Annotated in this window: 14 protein-coding genes; 4 read left to right on the top strand and 10 right to left on the bottom strand. The window is 73.5% G+C overall.

Annotated features, from left to right (window positions below):
- Window positions 1-35 precede the first annotated feature (35 nt).
- Genes Cus16_RS03785 through Cus16_RS03775 form a run of 3 tightly spaced genes read right to left on the bottom strand, consistent with a single transcriptional unit; the run spans window position 36 to window position 2719 of the window.
- Window positions 36-671, bottom strand: a complete 636-nt coding sequence (locus Cus16_RS03785; RefSeq protein ID WP_069711222.1) for a uracil-DNA glycosylase — start codon at window positions 669-671, stop codon at window positions 36-38.
- On the bottom strand, window positions 671-1873 hold the full coding sequence (locus Cus16_RS03780) for a glycosyltransferase (protein ID WP_069711221.1): 1203 nt from the start codon (window positions 1871-1873) through the stop codon (window positions 671-673). Before Cus16_RS03780 ends, Cus16_RS03785 begins: the two co-directional genes overlap by 1 nt.
- 9 nt (window positions 1874-1882) lie before the next feature.
- Window positions 1883-2719 (bottom strand): DUF429 domain-containing protein, encoded by an 837-nt coding sequence (locus Cus16_RS03775; protein WP_069711220.1) that lies wholly within the window; start codon window positions 2717-2719, stop codon window positions 1883-1885.
- Window positions 2720-2939: 220 nt separating this feature from the next.
- On the opposite strand from Cus16_RS03775, the gene ligD reads away from it, so the two are divergent.
- Window positions 2940-3959 carry a non-homologous end-joining DNA ligase gene (gene ligD / locus Cus16_RS03770; RefSeq protein ID WP_069711219.1) on the top strand — a complete coding sequence of 340 codons (1020 nt, stop codon included), beginning with the start codon at window positions 2940-2942 and terminating at the stop codon, window positions 3957-3959.
- A gap of 22 nt (window positions 3960-3981) precedes the next feature.
- Here the strand turns inward: ligD and Cus16_RS16185 are convergent, their stop codons facing one another.
- Window positions 3982-4197: a hypothetical protein gene (locus Cus16_RS16185; protein WP_141718782.1), complete on the bottom strand. Its 216-nt coding sequence runs from the start codon at window positions 4195-4197 to the stop codon at window positions 3982-3984.
- A gap of 28 nt (window positions 4198-4225) precedes the next feature.
- Complete coding sequence (locus Cus16_RS03765) at window positions 4226-5269, bottom strand: ATP-dependent DNA ligase (protein WP_069711218.1); 1044 nt, start codon at window positions 5267-5269, stop codon at window positions 4226-4228.
- Between the two features lie 91 nt (window positions 5270-5360).
- Between Cus16_RS03765 and Cus16_RS03760 the strand changes: the two genes are divergently transcribed.
- Window positions 5361-6404 carry an MBL fold metallo-hydrolase gene (locus Cus16_RS03760; RefSeq protein ID WP_189319517.1) on the top strand — a complete coding sequence of 348 codons (1044 nt, stop codon included), beginning with the start codon at window positions 5361-5363 and terminating at the stop codon, window positions 6402-6404.
- A gap of 24 nt (window positions 6405-6428) precedes the next feature.
- Here Cus16_RS03760 and Cus16_RS03755 read toward each other — a convergent pair whose 3' ends face one another.
- The 3 genes from Cus16_RS03755 to Cus16_RS03745 form a co-directional block, all read right to left on the bottom strand.
- On the bottom strand, window positions 6429-7061 hold the full coding sequence (locus tag Cus16_RS03755) for an FMN-dependent NADH-azoreductase (protein ID WP_069711216.1): 633 nt from the start codon (window positions 7059-7061) through the stop codon (window positions 6429-6431).
- A gap of 174 nt (window positions 7062-7235) precedes the next feature.
- The gene (locus Cus16_RS03750) at window positions 7236-8774 is read right to left on the bottom strand and encodes a putative Ig domain-containing protein (RefSeq protein ID WP_069711215.1); all 1539 of its coding nucleotides are present in this window, start codon (window positions 8772-8774) and stop codon (window positions 7236-7238) included.
- A 386-nt stretch (window positions 8775-9160) separates the two neighbouring features.
- Window positions 9161-10123 (bottom strand): hypothetical protein, encoded by a 963-nt coding sequence (locus Cus16_RS03745; protein WP_069711214.1) that lies wholly within the window; start codon window positions 10121-10123, stop codon window positions 9161-9163.
- 43 nt (window positions 10124-10166) lie between these two features.
- Between Cus16_RS03745 and Cus16_RS03740 the strand changes: the two genes are divergently transcribed.
- The gene (locus Cus16_RS03740) at window positions 10167-10643 is read left to right on the top strand and encodes a hypothetical protein (RefSeq protein WP_141718781.1); all 477 of its coding nucleotides are present in this window, start codon (window positions 10167-10169) and stop codon (window positions 10641-10643) included.
- Between the two features lie 102 nt (window positions 10644-10745).
- Here the strand turns inward: Cus16_RS03740 and Cus16_RS03735 are convergent, their stop codons facing one another.
- Window positions 10746-12257, bottom strand: a complete 1512-nt coding sequence (locus Cus16_RS03735) for a putative Ig domain-containing protein (protein WP_069711212.1) — start codon at window positions 12255-12257, stop codon at window positions 10746-10748.
- A 141-nt stretch (window positions 12258-12398) separates the two neighbouring features.
- Window positions 12399-13301: a LysR family transcriptional regulator gene (locus tag Cus16_RS03730; protein WP_069711211.1), complete on the bottom strand. Its 903-nt coding sequence runs from the start codon at window positions 13299-13301 to the stop codon at window positions 12399-12401.
- A gap of 81 nt (window positions 13302-13382) precedes the next feature.
- Between Cus16_RS03730 and Cus16_RS03725 the strand changes: the two genes are divergently transcribed.
- Entirely contained in the window at window positions 13383-16856 is a 3474-nt protein-coding gene (locus Cus16_RS03725) for a proline dehydrogenase family protein (RefSeq protein WP_069711210.1), read from the top strand.
- The last annotated feature ends 174 nt before the right edge of the window (window positions 16857-17030 follow it).

Here is a 17030-nt window from a genome sequence, read left to right as displayed (position 1 = left end):
CCGGCGCGAGCCCGCCGCGCCCGCGACCGCGCCCGCTACCGCCGCAGCGCCCGCACCTGCTCGGTGAACTGCGCGGCGCCGCCCTGTGCGGGGTGCCGCACGGCCTCGGCCTCGATGCCGGCCAGCGCGAGCGCCCCCTGCGCCTTCCGCCCGACGGCGACCACGCGGACGGCGCGGTCGGCCTCGAGCGTCCGCAGCAGCGCGAGCGCGACCGGCGCGCCGTCGCGGACCTCGGCCGGCCGCGGCGTCCGGTTCGTCAGCCGGTCCGGCGCGACGAACGGGTGGTGCGGGAAGATCGCCCACGCCAGGGGGAGCGGCCCCGACCAGTCCGACAGTGCGGCGTGCACGACGCGCGAGGACGCCTCCCACGGAGCCGTCGGCGCGGGCGGGGCCTGCACCGGGAACCCGAGCGCGTCGAGCTCCCGCATGCTCGTGAACGGGACGCCCGTGTTCGTCATCCCACGCCAGCCGGGGGCCTCGGCGACGAGCAGCGTGTCCGCCGTGGTCCCGACGTGCTCGAGGTAGGCCGCGAGGTTCGCGCGACGGAGCCGACCGTCCGGGGTGCCGGGGTCGTAGAGCGCCTCGGCGTCGTCGGCCACCGGCACCGCGTCGAGCGCCGCCCAGAACCCGTCGAACCGACCGTCCGCCGTCGACGGGCTCCCGTCGGCCATCAGGCCCGCCCGAGCACCCGGCGGTAGACGTCCTCGAGCCCGGCCGCCGACTGCTCCCAGCTCAGGCGCTCGGCGTGCTCCCGCCCGGCCGCGGCGAGGCCGGCGGCGTAGTCGGTGTCCGTCAGGATGCGCTCGATCTCGGCTGCCCACACGGCCGGGTCGCGCGACTCGAGCACCACCCCGGTCTCGCCGTCGACCACGGCCTCGCGCAGCCCGCCGGCGGCCGCGGCGACGACGGGCACGCCGGAAGCGGAACCCTCCAGCGCCACGAGGCCGTACGTCTCGGAGTGCGACGGCACGAGCACGGCTGCCGCGCCCCGGAACAGGAACGCCAGGTCGGCCCGCGACTGCGGACCGATGAAGGTGACGCGGTCGGCGATGCCGTGCGCGGCGGCGAGCCGACGCAGCTCCGCCACGTGGTCGCCCGCCTCGCTCGAGGCGTCGCCCGCGATGACGAGGGTGGGGCGTGCCTCCCGGCTGATGCCCGCGACCGCCTCGATGGCGAGGTCCAGGCCCTTCAGCGGCTGCACGCGCGCCGCGGCGACGACGTACGGCGAGGCAGCACGACGCGCGCCGACGGCCGCCGGTCGGAAGACGGACCCGTCGACGCCCGGCGGGACGATCCAGACCCGGTCGTCGCGGCCGCCGAGGCGGTCCCGGACGGTCGACGCCTCGGCCGCCGAGACCACGACGACCGCGTCGGACTCCTGCGCCAGCAGCCGTTCGCCGGCGGGCCGGCCGGCCGACTCCGGGCGCTCGCCCTCGGACAGCGGGGTGTCCGAGTCGGCGGCGATCGAGTGGAAGGACTGTACGTGCGGGACGCCGCGCTCGCGGGCGACCGGCAGTGCGGCCGCGCCGGAGAACCAGTGGTGCGAGTGCAGCACGTCGTAGGGTCCCAGTGCCTCGAGCCCGCGGCGGAACGGCTCGATGAACGCGTCGTGCTCGCCCTTCGGCACGGGCTGCGCGGGGCCGGCGGACAGGAACCGCAGGCAGACGCCGGGCACGAGCGACACGCTGTCCGGCTGCGTCGGGTCGGAGCGCCGCGTGATGATCTCGACGTGGTGTCCGCGGTCCGCGAGTGCCTCGGCCTGGTGACGGACGACGACGTTCATGCCGCCGACCTCGCCGGAGCCGGGTTCGTCGCCGGGGGAGGTGTGCAGCGACACCAGCCCGATGCGCAGGGGTTCAGGGGTGGTGCTCACGTCGTCAGCCTACTCAGCGGGTCGCCGCTGGGACGGGCGGGCGGGTGCCACCACGACGGGCTTCCGGCCCGCGTCGTCGACCGGGTCGGACGGGAGGGCCGGATCACCTCCCAGCACCTGCACCCGTCGGTCGCCGTGCCGCTCCCAGAACGCGGCGGTCCACGCGCACAGGGCGCCGTCGAGCAGGTCCTCCCGGTGCTTGTGCGTCGGCCCGTGCAGCACCGAAGGGTCGGCGAGCTCGGCGGTGAGCGGGTGGGAGTCGAGCGACAGCGGCGGGTCGAGCGGCGTCGTCCGGAGCCGGTGCACGAGGTCGTCGAAGGCCGCGGCGCGCGCTGCTCGGGCCTCCGCGGCGGGCACCTTCGGGTCGAGGCGCTTGTAGCGGGGTCGCTCCACGTCGTAGCCGAGCTCCTCGACGCCGACGAGCGTCGTGTACGGGTAGCACTCGAACGCGGCCGGGCCGGTCCGCGCGTGCATTCCCGCGGTGTCCGACACGTACCCGACGCCGAGGTCCGTCAGCCGGTCGAGCAGCCGGGCGCCGGCGCTCGCTGCGGACGCGAGGTTCGTCGGGTTCGCCGCGACCTTCCACCGGCCGTAGCGCTGCCCGACCTGCCGCTCGGCCTCGCGGATCCCGGTCGGGTTCGTCACCACGAGGGACGCGTCGACGGCAACCAGGGTCCGCGGCCCGAGGTGCTCCGCGATCCAGTCGGTGACGGCGTCGACCCCGCGGGCCCACCCGGCGTCCGTGATCGCTCCGTCAGCGTCCATCGCGACGAGACCGGTCTCGTTCGCGGGCTTCCGTTCTGAGCCGAGGCCCCACGCCAGGTCCACCCCGAGGTACGCCGTCACTCCTCCATCGTGCACGGTTGCGCTCGCTCGCCGTTCCACAGCCGTCGCCGAGCGGGCAGGACGCGCCGTCCGTGGTGCGCCGACCGGGCGTGATCCGTCGGTCGGCGGCGGTGAGCGTGACGGATGTGGCCCGCTCGGCGGGGGAGGGCGGGGGAAGGCGGGGGAAGGCGGGGGAAGGCGCAGGGGGCGGGGGAGGGCGCCGGCGTGTATCGTCCGCTGCATGGCGAGCGAGGCGACGACGCTGACGGTCCCGGGGCCGCACGGCGACCGGGAGGTCCGGATCAGCAGCCCGTCGCGGGTGCTCTTCCCGGAGCCCGGGATCACGAAGCTCGAACTCGCGCAGTACCTCGTGACCGTCGGGGACGCGTTCGTCCGGGCCAACGGCGACCGCCCGATCTCCCTGCAGCGCTACGGCGCCGGGATCGACGGCGACTCGTTCTTCTCGAAGAACCCGCCGAAGGGTGCGCCCGACTACGTCCGCGACGTCGTGGTGACGTACCCGAGCGCCCGTTCGCACCCGCAGCTGGTGATCGACGAGCCCGCGGTCGCCGTGTGGGCGGCGCAGATGAACACCGTCGTCTTCCACCCGTGGGCCAGCCGTGCCGGTGACCCCGACCACCCGGACCAGCTCCGCATCGACCTCGACCCGCAGCCGGGCACCGACTTCCACGACACGGTGCCGGTCGCGCACGAGCTCCGCCGGGTTCTCGCCGACGTCGGCCTGTCGGCGTGGATCAAGACGAGCGGCAACCGCGGGCTGCACGTGTTCGCGCCGATCGAGCCGGAGCACGAGTTCCTCGACGTCCGGCACGCCGTGATCGCCGCCGCCCGCGAGCTCGAGCGGCGCATGCCCGACCAGGTGACGACGGCGTGGTGGAAGGAGGAGCGCGGCCAGCGCGTCTTCGTCGACTTCAACCAGGCGAACCGCGACCGGACGATGGCGGGCGCGTACAGCCCGCGTGCGCTCGCCCACGCCAGCGTCTCGACGCCGATCACGTGGGACGAACTGGACACCGCTGACCCGACCACCTTCACGATCCGGTCGGTCCCGGAACGCCTCGCGGCGACCGGAGACCCCTGGGAGACGATGCACGACGAGCCCGGGGACATCGCGCCGCTGCTCGCGTGGTGGGAGCGCGACCTCGGCGACGGCCTCGGTGAGCTGCCGTTCCCGCCCGACTTCCCGAAGATGCCGGGGGAGCCGCCCCGCGTGCAGCCGTCACGGGCCAAGAAGGCCTGAGCGCGCCCGCCCGCCTGAGCCGTCAGGCCGCGGTGAGGTCCTCGCTGCGCCGGTCGGTCTCGGCCACGCGCGAGGTGTGCATCGGGAGGGTCACGCTCGCCGTGTGCAGGCGGGTGAGGCGGGACCAGGTGCCGCGGTGTGCGTCGCTGATGCCGTCGATGATCATGTCCCGCTCCCGTTCCCCGCACCCGAAGGCCGCGTCCTCGATGTCGCTAGTTAGCCTAACTACTGTGAGCATATTGGTCGACAGGTGAACGGTGCAACCGTCAGCGGAGCACGTCGCGCAGGTCGTACGCAGATGGGACATCCAGCTGCTCGAACCCGCACGATCGGGCGTCCCGGTCGGGCCGCCAGCGCTCGAACTGCACGGTGTGTCGGAAGCGGTCGCCCTCCATCTGGTCGTACCGCACCTCGAGCACCCGCTCCGGCGCCAGCCGGACGAACGACGTGTCGCGACCCGACGAGAACCGTGAGCGTTCCCCGTCACCGGTGACGGGCCTCCCGTCCGCATCCCGGAGCACGACGGGGTCGAGCTCCTCGACCAGCTCGCGCCGTCGCTTGTCCGTGAACGCCGAGACCCCGCCGACCTGCCGGAGCTCGCCCCCGTCGTCGTACAGCCCCACGAGCAGCGACCCGACGCCGGAGCCGCTCTTGTGCACGCGGTACCCGATCGCGACGACGTCCGCGGTGCGGTGGTGCTTCACCTTGAGCATCGTGCGCTTGTTCGGCTCGTAGGGCTTCGCGCGTGGCTTCGCGACGACGCCGTCCAGGCCGGCGCCCTCGAAGGTGGTGAGCCACTCGCGGGCGAGGTCGACGTCGAGGGTGGTCTGCGTCACGAAGAGCGGGGCGCGCATGCCCTCGGCGAGGGTCTCGAGCTGCTGCCGCCGCTCGTCGAAGGGCAGGTCGACCAGCTCCGATCCGTCGACGGCGAGCAGGTCGAACGCGACGAACTGCGCGGGCGTCTCGACGCTGAGCTTGCGGATGCGGGACTCGGCGGGGTGGATGCGCTGCGACAGGGCCTCCCAGTCGAGGTGCTCGGCGCCGCGCTCGCCGGATCGGAGGACGACCTCGCCGTCGAGCACGACTGGGTGGTCGCGTCCGCCGAACTGCTCGCGGAACGCGTCGACGAGCTCCGGGAAGTACCGGGTGAGGGGCTTCGCGCCGCGGCTGCCGATCTCGACGTCGTCGCCGTCGACGGTGACGATGCCGCGGAAGCCGTCCCACTTCGGCTCGTACCGCAGGCCGCCCCGAACGCTGTCGGGATCGGGGACGGTGGCGACGGCCTTGGCGAGCATCGGTGCGATCTCCATGGGTCCTGTCTACTCGGCCGTCCCCACCGGGTCGGGCCGGGAGGCGCGGTGCCGCCTGCGCAGCGTCACCGGCGGTCGCTACGGTGGTGCCGTGACGACCGTGCCCCCTCCGGCAGCGCCGGCTCCGGACCCGATCAGTCCCGTGCAGGCCGCCGCGCTCCACGACGGCGTGCTGCCGCCCGTCGAGGAGGTCCGGCCCGGCATCTGGACGATCGCGGTGCCCTTCCGCTCCGGCGTCGCGGACGCGACCCTGGCGTACGTGGTCGAGGGCGCGGACGGCGTGCTCACGGTGATCGACCCCGGGTGGGCGTCCGAAGACGGACCGGAGGTGCTCCGGGCCGGCCTGCGCGACATCGGCCGGTCGGTCGACGACATCGGACTCGTGGTCGTGACGCACCTGCACGCCGACCACCTCGGGGCGGCAGCAGCGATCCGGCGTGCCAGTGGCGCCCGGGTCGCGATGCACCGGCTCGAGGTCGAGGCCCTGCGCCGCGAGCACGACGACGCCGTCGCGAACGACGCGGACATCGCGACCTGGGGCCTGCCGGACGACCTGCGCGCGGGCGTGGTCGCCGCCTGGGGGAGCGGGCGGCGCATCGGGCTCGGCCGGACGGAGGAACCCCTCGCCGACCTGCTCGTCGAGGACGGCGACCTCCTGCCGGTCGCCGGCCGCGGGCTCCGGGCGCTCTGGACCCCCGGGCACACCGCCGGCCACCTGTGCTTCGTCGACGTGGAGGACGGTCTGCTCTTCACCGGCGACCACGTGCTGCCGCGGATCAACTCCGGGATCGGTCTGGGTGGCCGGACCGGTGCGAACCCGCTCGGGCAGTACCTCGACTCGCTCGTGCGACTCGAGGGCTACGGCGACCTCGAGGTCTGCCCGGGGCACGAGTACCGCTTCCGCGACGTCGTGACCCGGGTGCGCGCACTCGTCCGGCACCGTGAGGAGCGCACCTGTCATGTGGCCGGTGCGCTCGACGACCTGTCGTCGCCGACGTTGTTCGAGGTGGCGTCCCGCGTGCCGTTCAGCGGCGGGATCGACTCGATGTCGGGCTTCCTGCTCGCGAGCGCCCTCACGCAGACGGCCTTCCACGTGGACCTGCTCGGCCGCGGTGACGAGGTCCGCCCGGCCTGACGCCGGGCGGTGCCGCTCGTCGGGTCAGACGACCGTGGTCGCGAGGCGCTCGAGCGTCGTGCGCGCGTCGGCGAACTCGGCCGAGGCGTGCTCGGCGAGGGCCGCGAGGTCCGGGATCCGGTCGGCCAGGGTGGCGCTGACGGTGACCGGGTACAGCTTCATGCCGAGCGTGGTGCCGAGGATCAGGTGCAGCACGGGGGAGCCGTGGTCCCACGTCTCGGTCGGGGTGCCGGCGTCGTAGGTCGCGCCGCGGCTGACCACCGTCACGACCGGTCGGCCGGCGAGGGGCTGGACGCCACCGGCGAGCACCCCCGGCACGTGGACGCGGTCGATCCAGGCCTTGAGGGTCGAGGGAACCGTGTAGTTGTACAGCGGCGCGCCGACCACGACGACGTCGGCGGCGAGGAGCTCGTCGATGACCTCCTGCCGGAGTGCGTCGGCCTGCGGGTCGACCTGTTCCTCTGCGGTCCGGTCGGCGACCGCCCAGTGCAGCGCGGAGCTCTCCAGGTGCGGGAGCTGGTCGACGTGCAGGTCGCGGCGCACCACCGTGTACTCCGGACCGCGGGCGCGCCACGCGTCGGCGAACGCGGCGGTCAGCGCGCGGGAGCGCGAGTGGGTGAGGTCGGCGGAGGAGTCGATGTGCAGCAGGGAGGGCATGCGCCCACGCTACCGATGTGGACCGGTCGCGCGACCGGCGTACCGGACGTGCGGCCGACCGGTCGTGCCGCACGGACGCGGGACGGCCCCGCCGCGTCCGGGAGGGACGCGACGGGGCCGCGGGAGGAGCCTCCCGTCCGGCGCCGAGGGACGGACCGGACGGGAGCGGGTGGATCAGCGCTGGGCGCGGCGGCGACGCAGGACGCCCGCGCCGAGCAGGCCGGCACCGGCAGCGACGAAGCCGAGGGCCCAGGGGAGTGCGCCGGTCGCGTCCGTACCCGTGAAGGCGAGCTGGCCCGTGGTGGGGGTCACGACGGTCGGCGTGGTGCCGACCGTCGCGGCGGTCGGGAGGACCGTCACGGGGAAGGAGACCGAGAGGCCGGACTGCGCCACCGTCAGGTGGTGGGTCGAGGCGTGCGGGAACGTGACGCGCGCCACGAGGTCCTCCTGGTCGAAGCCGATCTGGTCGCTCGCGACGTCGCTCGTGACGGTCGGCGCGGGCGTGTTGCCGTCCTCGTCGGGCTGCACCGTCGCGTTGCCGAACTCGTCGACGGGCGAACCGTCGATCAAGAGCGACCCGCCCTGCTTCACGGTCGGGGTACCGCCGTCGGTGAAGGTGGGCTCCGCGGCGAGGTCGCCGGGCTGGGTGATCGTGGTGATGCTGCCGTCGGGCATGATGATCCAGGAGTGGATCGGGTGGTCGAGCTTGACCTCACCGTTGATGTCGATCGCGTCGAAGATCTCCGAGCTCGAGGTGTCGGTGGCCCAGGCGAGGATGCCGACGGCCGCAGCCGGCTCGACCGTGATCTGGACGTACTCGGTCGCGGTCGACGTCCCGTTCGAGGCGATGATCGTGAAGTCGGAGTCGGTGGCGAAGTACGGCGTGCCGCTGAGCAGGCCGGTGGTCGGGTCGAGCGTGACGCCGTCCGGCAGGAAGGACTCCGGCGTCGTCTCCGGGTCGTCCGGGTCGGCGTACGACGGGTCGGTGTACCCGACCGAGTACGTCACGTCGCCGCTGCCGGCGGTGACGGCGAACGAGCGCGAGAGGTCCTCGCCGGCCGTGAGGGACAGCGTGAGCGGTGCGTCCGCGGCGGTCTCGTCGGCGGACTGCACGTCCTCGGTGACGGCCTTCGTGGTGGCGGTCGCGGTCTGGTCGGGGGTCGCGCCCGTCACCGTCAGGGTGATCGTCTTGCCGACGATCTCCTTCGGGACGAGGTACGAGGAGCCCTCGGCGACGGTGGCGCCGTCGACGGTCCAGACGGCGCTCGACGGGTTGCCGATCCCGGTGGAGTCGTAGCGGAGGGTCGTGCCGACCTTCGCGTCGCCGACGATCGTCACGGTGGCGGCGACGGCGCTCGGGGCGGCCTTCGTCGTGGCCGGACCGCCGGCGGGGGCGACCGTCCCCGCGGGGGCCGTGGTCGCCGGGGCGGTGGGCTCGCCGGTGGGTGCCGGCGCAGCGGTGTCGGTGTCCGTCGGCGCGGTCGCGGCGTCCGTGGGGGCCGGCGTCGTGGCGGTGTCCGTCGGCTGGGCGGCGTCGGTCGGCGCGGCGGGCTGCGTCGGGTCCGCCGAGGCGACGACGGGCGTCGGTGCGTCGCCCTCGACGGCGAAGGCGGCCGTCGAGGTGAAGACGCCCAGGCCGGTCGTCAGGCCGATGAGTGCCACGGTCGTGCCGAGCGCGCAGGCGCGTCGGGTCGTGGAGGTGCTGCGGTGCACGGGTCCCCCAGGGATCAGGTCCGGTCGGGTGCCGGATCGTGAGAATCTGCCGTGAATCCACGGCGTTCTCGGATCGTAGAGGTTCAGGTGACCTCCAGGGGGCTCCGTGCCCGGATTGTGACCTGTGTTGGGGGCCGTCTGCGCGGCCCCGCAGCGCGTGTGGGCGACGGCGCCGGGACGGACGGGAGGCTCCCCACCGGCTGGTGGGGAGCCTCCCGTCCGTCAGGTGGGGTGTCCTCGGATCGAAGGGGTGGCGCGCGCAGCGCATGCGCGAGAAGAGACCTGACCGCAAGTGGCGGACGTGACGGGCGCTGCCGTCTCCCGCACGGACGCCGGGTCCGGTGCGGGAGGTGCACCGGACCCGGCGTCCGTCAGGGACGGGGTCGTCAGGCTCGACGGCGACGCAGTCGGCGCAGCAAGAGCGCAGCGCCCGACACGAGCAGGCCGATCGCCCACGCGAGCGGCACGGTCTCGTCGGCGCCGGTGAACGCGAGGGTCCCCGTGGCCGGCGTGCCGGTGGTCGTCGTCCCCGTCGTGTGGGACACCGCGGTGGCCGGCGTCGCCGTCGAACGGACGGCGACGGTGAACGAGGTGGACGCTCCGCCCTCGCTGATCGTCAGACGGTGGTCCGATGCGTGCGGGAAGGTGATCTTCGACGCGTGCTCCGAGGGGATCCACGTGATCACGTCCGAGGCGACCGAGCTGGTGAGCGTCGAGCGCGGCACCGCACCACCGGCGGCCTCGGCCGACGTGGTGCGGTTGCCGAACCGGCCGACCGCCAGGCCGCTGACGTACAGCGAGCCGCCCTGGTCCACCGGGATCGAGGACAGCTTCGGGGGCGTGTCGGAACCGCCGGGGTACTGCTCGATCGTCCCGTCCGGCACGACGGACCACGCCTGTCCGTCGGCGTTCCCGGTCGCCACGATGGTGACGACACCGGCCGGGGCGCCGGGCTGCACGGTGAGCTCGACGTACGCGGTCGCGGTCGCCGTGCCGCGGAGGGCGACGACCTCGAACGAGTAGGTACCGGCCTCCGTGACGGTGCTCGTGAGGACACCGGTCTCGACGTTCACGCTGAGGTCCTGGGACGGCGCGTCCTGGATCGCGTACGCCAGCGGGCCGGAGCCGCCCGTCGCGGTGAAGCGGTGCGAGAACGGCGTCCCGGCGGTGGCGGTGAGGTGCAGCGGGGAGGTGGCGCTCGACGGCTCGGTGAACGCCAGCGGTGACGGCGCCACGGTGAGCCGGACGAAGTCGCTGACCTGGGTGCCGCCACTGAGGGCGACGACCTCGAGGTCGATCGTGCCCGCCGTGGTCGGGGTGCCGCTCAGGACGCCGGTCTCGACGTTCACGGAGTACTCGGTGTGCGGGTTCGCGCCGATGGCGTAGGCGACGGTGCCGTTGCCGCCGGTCGTGGTGAAGGTGTGGCTGAAGGGGGTGCCGACGGTCGCGGTGAGCTCGACGGGTGCGTCCTTCGTGCCGGGGTCGGTGAAGGCGAGTGGGGCGGCGGCGACCGTGCCGGTCGTCGTCCCGGTGGTGCCGGACGTTCCGGTGGTGGCGCTCGGAGTGGCGGAGGTCCCGGTCGCGGCACTCGCGGTGTCGGTGCCGGCTTCGGGGTCCGTCGTGGTCGGCGAGTCAGCCGCAGCGGGCGCCGTGGTGGCCTGGCTTGTCTCGATCGCGGACGGCGTGTCCGTCGTCGCCTGGTCGGGAGCCGTCGTCGACGTCGAGGACGGAGCGGAGGTGGTGGCCGGGCCGGCGGTGCTGACCGCCGCCGGGGTCGCGAGCGGTGCCGCCGAGGACGACGCTACGACCGGAAGGCCCGCTGTGGAACGAGTACACGATTGCGATGCGGTGACGGAAACTGCGGTCTGACCTGGGGTTTATCACAGGTCTGTTGATTCCGTGGTGGCGCGACGGGCGGGAGGCGCGGGGCGGGCGTGCACCGCGCCTCCCGTCCGTCACGGATGGCGTCGGTCAGGCGCGACGGCGGCGCATGCGGTGGACCAGCAGGCCGGCTCCCGCGGCCAGCAGACCGAGCGCCCAGGCGAGCGGCCCGGACTCGTCGGCGCCGGTGAAGGCGAGGTGACCCGACGCGGTCGGGGTCGAGGACCCCACGGTCGGCGTCGTGCTGGCGGCGGGTGCCGTGACCGGGGTGACCTCGAACGGGATCGTTGCCGAGACCCCCTGGTACGCGACGGTGACGACGTGCGGCGAGGCGTGGTCGAAGGTGATCCAGGTCGCGGCCTCGTCGGGGTCGTACGCGATCCGGTCGCTCGCGACGCTGCTGGTGAACGTGAGGTCGGAGTGGTCGCCGACCGGGTTGCCCTCGGTGTCGAGCGCGATCGCACGCACCTGCACGCGGTCGCCCTGCCGTGCCGGGATCGCATCGACCTGCTCGGCGGTGCCGTCCTCGGCGTAGCGCGTCACGACGCCGTCGACGATGCCGTAGCGGTCGTCGGACCCGTCGTCGGGCAGGACGCCGATCGCGAAGCCGGCGACCTGCGCGTCCTCGGCAGCAGCGGAGACGACGACGGGGACCGAGGTCGAGACGCCGCCCTCGGAGATGGTCACGGTCCGGCTGCCGGCGCCGGAGAAGGTGACCCGGTTCGCCTTCCACTGGTCGTCCCAGACGATGCTGTCGGCGGCGTCCGTGCTCGTGCCGGTCGACCGCGGGTAGTCGTCACCAGGGGTGGTCGGGTTGCCGTACTCGTCCACGGCGAGGCCCGCAAACGAGAGCGTCTCGCCGTCGCGCACAGTGATCGCGGGCACGACGGTGTCGTCGCCCACGCCCGGTGTCGACTGGTGGACGACGCCGTCCAGGTAGACGCTCCACACGAAGCGGTCGTCCTGCGGGGCGATGGTCAGTGCCACCCCCGCGGCGGCGGCCGGCTGGACCTCCACCTGCGCGTACTGGACCGCGCTCCGGTGCTGGTCGGTCGCAGTGACCTCGAAGAGCACCGACGACGAGAGCGCGCTCGTCGGGGTGCCGCTCAGGACGCCGGTCTGCTCGTCCCACTGCCAGCCGGTGTCCTGCTGACGCGGCTCGAACCGGTAGGTGAGGGGGCCGTCGCCGCCCTGGGCGACGAAGGTGTGCGAGAACGGCTGGCCGGCGGTCGCGGTGAGGACGATCGGGGCTGCCTCGGAGGAGGGTTCCGCCCAGGTGATCGGGGTGGTGGCGGCGGGGTCGGCGTCGGGCGCAGCGGTGTCGGTGCCGGCGCCGGTCGTGTCGGCGGGTGCCGCGGTCTCCGGTGTGCTGTCGGCAGGGTCCGCGGCCGTGGCAGAGCTCGTGGTTGCGGCGGCGGCGGGGCTCGCGGCGGATGCTGCGACGGGCGCAGCGATGGTCGAGTTCGCGGCGGGAGCGGCGACCGCGGTGGCGGCGGTCGCGGCCGTGGCGCCGATCCCGAACGCCGACGACGCGGTGACGATCGCGACGGCGGCTCCGATCGCCGCGTGGCGACGGAGCGTGTACCTGCAGGACTGCTTCATGGGATCCCCCTCGTTGTGGACGAGCACGCACGTGCCCTCACTGACGAGGTGTCCGTGGTGGCCCGGACCTGACAGGTCGTGAGGTCACGGATCGGTCACGGCTCCGGAGGGCGTGTCAGTGCCGTCGTCCTGCAGGGCACGTCACCGCTCCACCTCTGCCGCAGCGCGCTCGAGCGCACCCCGGAGCTCGCGGACCGCCGGTGACGACGACCCTGCCGTCCGGACCACCGTGAAGATGGTCCGTCGCGGCCGGTCGGGCAGGTCGACCAGCCGGCACGTCGTCGTCCGCCCGGTCCACATCAGGTCGGGCATCAGGCTGACCGCGTTGCCCGACTCGACGAGCCGGATCTGGGTCTGCAGGTCCGCGGTCTCGTAGCGGACGTCCGGCTCGAAGCCCCAGCGCCGACAGACCTGCTCGGCGAAGTGCCGCGAGGCGGTCCCGCGCGGCTCCATCACCCACGGCATCGCCTCGGCGTCCTCGATCGACGACACCGGGGCGAGGGCCGTGTCCACCGGCGGCAGCGCGAGTCGCACCTCGTCCGTCGTCAGGTCGGCTCGCTCGAGCCCGGGCAGGTGTGGTGCCGTGTGTGCGGGGTACTGCTCGGCGATGACCATGTCGAACTCGCGTGCCCACGTCTCGTGCAGTGCCGTCTCGGGTTCCCGTTGCACCATCTCCACGCGGACGTCCGGGTGATCGACGGCCATCTCGTGGAGGGCGTGCGGCATGAGGGCGAGTGCCGCGGACTGGAAGACGGCCACCCGCACGCGGCCCTGGACGGTCGGCAGCGACGACTCGACCTGTGCCTGGGCGGTGTCGAGCACGTCGAGCACGTGGCCGGCGGCCTGCACGAGCACCTCGGCCTGGGGAGTGAGCTGCAGGCGCCGCCCGGCCTTCCGGAGCAGGGGGACGCCGGCCTCGCGCTCGAGCACCGCGAGCTGTTGCGACACCGCCGAGGGGGTGAAGTTCATCGCCTCTGCCACGGCTGCCACGGTGCCCCGGATCGACAGTTCGCGGAGGAGGACGAGGCGACGGACGTCGAGCATGCCGAAACGATAGCCCAGCTGCACGGTATGCATCAGGAAGAGTCGCTTCCGCTTCATGGTCTCCCGCTCCACACTGATGCCATGACCGACCTGCACGAGCACCCCGTCACCGACGCCGGGGCCGGCGTCCCCGACCGCCTCGCCGACCAGACCGTCGCCCTGGTGCGGCAGTGGCTGGCAGAGGCCGAGACCTACCCGGTCGACGGCTCGGCGAAGCAGCTCGCGGGCGTGCTCGCGGATCCGAAGGGCCTCGCCTTCGCGGTCGGCTTCGTCGACGGCGTCGTGCGGCCGGAGGACCTCGGGGTCGCCGCACGCAAGCTCCGTGCCATCGCCCCGGACGCCCCGGGGTTCCTGCCCGCGGCGCTCCGCGGTCTCGTCCGCCTCGGCGGTGGCATGGCGCCGGTGCTGCCGAACGTCGTGGTGCCGATCGCCCGACGCGTGCTCCGCGAGATGGTCGGGCACCTCATCGTCGACGCCACCGACGCCAAGCTCGGCCCGGCGATCGCGAAGATCAAGCGCGACGGCGTCCGGCTCAACGTCAACCTGCTCGGCGAGGCCGTCCTCGGTGAGAAGGAGGCGTCGCGTCGTCTCGAGGGCACCGAGCGCCTGCTCGCCCGCCCCGACGTCGACTACGTGTCGATCAAGGTCTCGTCGACCGTGCACCCGCACTCACCGTGGGCCTTCGACCATGCGGTCGAGGACATCATCGCGAAGCTCCGGCCGCTCTTCCGTCGTGCGGTACAGAGCACCCCACGCAAGTTCATCAACCTCGACATGGAGGAGTACAAGGACCTCGACCTCACCATCGCGGTCTTCACGAAGCTCCTCGACGAGCCCGAGTTCACCGACCTCGAGGCCGGGATCGTCCTGCAGGCGTACCTACCCGACGCGCTCGCCGCGATGCAGCAGCTGCAGGAGTGGTCCGCGGCCCGTCGTGCACGGGGTGGTGCCGACATCAAGGTGCGGCTCGTCAAGGGCGCGAACCTGCCGATGGAGCAGGTCGAGGCGTCGGTGCACGGCTGGCCGCTCGCCACCTGGCACACCAAGCAGGACTCGGACACGAACTACAAGCGCGTGCTCGACTGGGCACTCACGCCGGAGCGCGTGGCGAACGTGCGCGTCGGGGTCGCCGGGCACAACCTGTTCGACGTCGCCCACGCCTGGCTGCTCGCCGGGGAGCGCGGCGTCCGCGACGGCATCGAGTTCGAGATGCTGCTCGGCATGGCGCAGGGACAGGCCGAGGCCGTCCGCCGCACCGTCGGCTCGCTGCTCCTCTACACGCCGGTCGTGCACCCGGGCGAGTTCGACGTGGCGATCGCCTACCTGATCCGCCGCCTCGAAGAAGGCGCGTCGCAGGAGAACTTCATGTCCGCGGTGTTCTCGCTGGCGTCCTCGCCGCGGCTCTTCGCGCGTGAGGAAGCGCGCTTCCGCGACTCCCTCGCGCCGCTCGCGCAGCCGGGTGGCCTCGACGCCCCGCCCGCGCACCGTGTGGCCGACCGCTACGCGGCCGTCGAGCGACCGCGCCCCGGACACTTCGACAACACCCCGGACAGCGACCCGTCGGTCGCCGAGGTGCGGGAGTGGGGCGCGGCGATCACCGCCCGCGTCGCGTCGTCGACGCTCGGTGAGCGCGGCGTCCGGGAGGCCCGGCTCACCTCCGCCACGCAGCTCACCACGGTCCTCGACCGCGTCCGCACCGCCGGCACGTCCTGGGCAGAGTGGTCCGGCAGCGCGCGGGGCGCAGTGCTGCACGCCATCGGCGACGCACTCGAGGCGAACCGCGCCGCACTCGTCGAGGTCATGGCGGCCGAAGCGGGCAAGACCATCGACCAGGCCGACCCCGAGGTGTCCGAGGCGATCGACTTCGCGCACTTCTACGGTGAGCTCGCCGCGCAGCTCGACGAGGTGGACGGCGCCGCCTTCTCGCCCGCCGCCCTGACCCTGGTGACGCCCCCGTGGAACTTTCCGGTCGCGATCCCCGCCGGGTCGACGCTGGCTGCGCTCGCCGCCGGATCCGCGGTGGTCCTCAAGCCCGCGCCGCCCGCCGAGCGCTGCGGTGCCGTCCTGGCGTCGGTCATCGAGACCGCACTCGACGCTGCCGGGGCACCTGCCGACGTCCTGGCCTTCGTGCAGGTGGCAGAGGACGACCTCGGCAAGCAGCTGATCGCCGCGCCGCAGGTCGACCGCGTGATCCTGACCGGTGCGTACGAGACCGCCGAGCTCTTCCGGTCGTTCCGCCCCGACCTGCCGCTGCTCGCGGAGACCTCGGGCAAGAACGCGATCATCGTCACCCCGTCGGCCGACCTCGACCTCGCCGTGAAGGACGTCGTCGCGTCGGCGTTCGGGCACGCGGGGCAGAAGTGCTCGGCGGCGTCGCTCGTCGTGCTCGTCGGGTCCGTCGCGACCTCGCGCCGCTTCCGGTCCCAGCTGCTCGACGCCGTCTCGTCGCTCACGGTCGGGTACCCGACCGACCCCACCACGCAGATGGGCCCGGTGATCGAGCCCGCGACCGGCAAGCTGCTCGAGGGGCTCACGACGCTCGGTACGGGGGAGACCTGGGCCGTCAAGCCCGAGCGGCTCGACGACTCCGGCACGCTCTGGAGCCCCGGTGTCCGCGACGGCGTGCGCCGCGGGTCCGCCTTCCACCGCACGGAGTACTTCGGCCCGATCCTCGGCATCATGACCGCGTCGACCCTCGACGAGGCGATCGACATCGTCAACGAGGTCGACTACGGCTTGACCTCGGGCCTGCACTCGCTCGACGCCTCGGAGATCGGCACGTGGCTCGACCGCATCCAGGCGGGCAACCTCTACGTCAACCGCGGCATCACCGGCGCGATCGTCCGTCGCCAGCCGTTCGGCGGGTGGAAGAAGTCGGCCGTCGGTGCCGGCACCAAGGCCGGTGGCCTCAACTACCTGCTCGGGCTCGGGTCCTGGACGTCCGCGACGGCGTCGAGCGGCGCTGCGGTGTCGTCGCCGGTGCGGTCCTTCGTCCGCGCGACCGGCGTCTCGTCCGAGGTGCTCGACCGCGCCACGGCGTCCGACGAGCAGGCCTGGTCGACGCTGTTCGGCGCCGCGGTCGACGTGTCGGCCCTGAGTGCCGAGCGGAACATCGCCCGGTACCTGCCGTACCCCGGCGTCCACGTGCGGCTCGCGTCGGCGGAGGAGTCCTCGGCCGCCGACCTGGTCCGGGTGGTCGCGGCGGCGCTCCGCGCCGGCACGACCGTGGACGTCTCGACGGCCGCGTCCCTGCCGTCGTCCGTCGCGTCCGCGATCCGCGCGCTGCCGAACGTCCGCTCGGTCGCCGAGGGGCAGACCGACGACGCGTTCGCCCGCCGCATCGCGCGCGGCGAGTCCACGCGGGTGCGTCTCGTCGGCGGGGACAACGCGGCGCTGATGACGGCGATCGGTGGGCGTCCCGACGTCGCGGTGTACGGCGAGCCCGTCACCGAGGCCGGCCGGATCGAGCTGCTGCCGTTCCTCCGCGAGCAGGCGGTGTCGATCACCGCGCACCGCTTCGGCACGCCGAACCACCTCACCGACGCGCTCATCTGACACGGTCCGCATCGGACACGGTCCGCAGCGGGCGTCGAACCACGGACCCGACATCGAACCAGCACCGCCCGCTGGTTCGATGTCGGCTTCCTGGTTCGTTGCGCGACGCCCACGGCGCCGAGTGCGTGTTCCGGACCGTCAGCGGTGCAGGGGGCGCCTCCGCCGGTCGCTCCG

Source organism: Curtobacterium sp. ER1/6 (assembly GCF_001742745.1).
In the GTDB taxonomy this organism is placed as follows: Bacteria; Actinomycetota; Actinomycetes; order Actinomycetales; family Microbacteriaceae; genus Curtobacterium; species Curtobacterium citri.
Note: the sequence above shows the minus strand (reverse complement) of the source record. Positions and strands in the feature narration are given on the sequence as shown.

What these genes read in the sequence shown, in the direction of transcription:
- Cus16_RS03785 (WP_069711222.1), bottom strand. Translation starts at nt 671, where the DNA reads ATGGCCGACGGGAGCCCGTCGACGGCGGACGGTCGGTTCGACGGGTTC.
- ligD (WP_069711219.1), top strand. Translation starts at nt 2,940, where the DNA reads ATGGCGAGCGAGGCGACGACGCTGACGGTCCCGGGGCCGCACGGCGAC.
- Cus16_RS16185 (WP_141718782.1), bottom strand. Translation starts at nt 4,197, where the DNA reads ATGCTCACAGTAGTTAGGCTAACTAGCGACATCGAGGACGCGGCCTTC.
- Cus16_RS03765 (WP_069711218.1), bottom strand. Translation starts at nt 5,269, where the DNA reads ATGGAGATCGCACCGATGCTCGCCAAGGCCGTCGCCACCGTCCCCGAT.
- Cus16_RS03755 (WP_069711216.1), bottom strand. Translation starts at nt 7,061, where the DNA reads ATGCCCTCCCTGCTGCACATCGACTCCTCCGCCGACCTCACCCACTCG.
- Cus16_RS03735 (WP_069711212.1), bottom strand. Translation starts at nt 12,257, where the DNA reads ATGAAGCAGTCCTGCAGGTACACGCTCCGTCGCCACGCGGCGATCGGA.
- Cus16_RS03730 (WP_069711211.1), bottom strand. Translation starts at nt 13,301, where the DNA reads ATGCTCGACGTCCGTCGCCTCGTCCTCCTCCGCGAACTGTCGATCCGG.
- Cus16_RS03725 (WP_069711210.1), top strand. Translation starts at nt 13,383, where the DNA reads ATGACCGACCTGCACGAGCACCCCGTCACCGACGCCGGGGCCGGCGTC.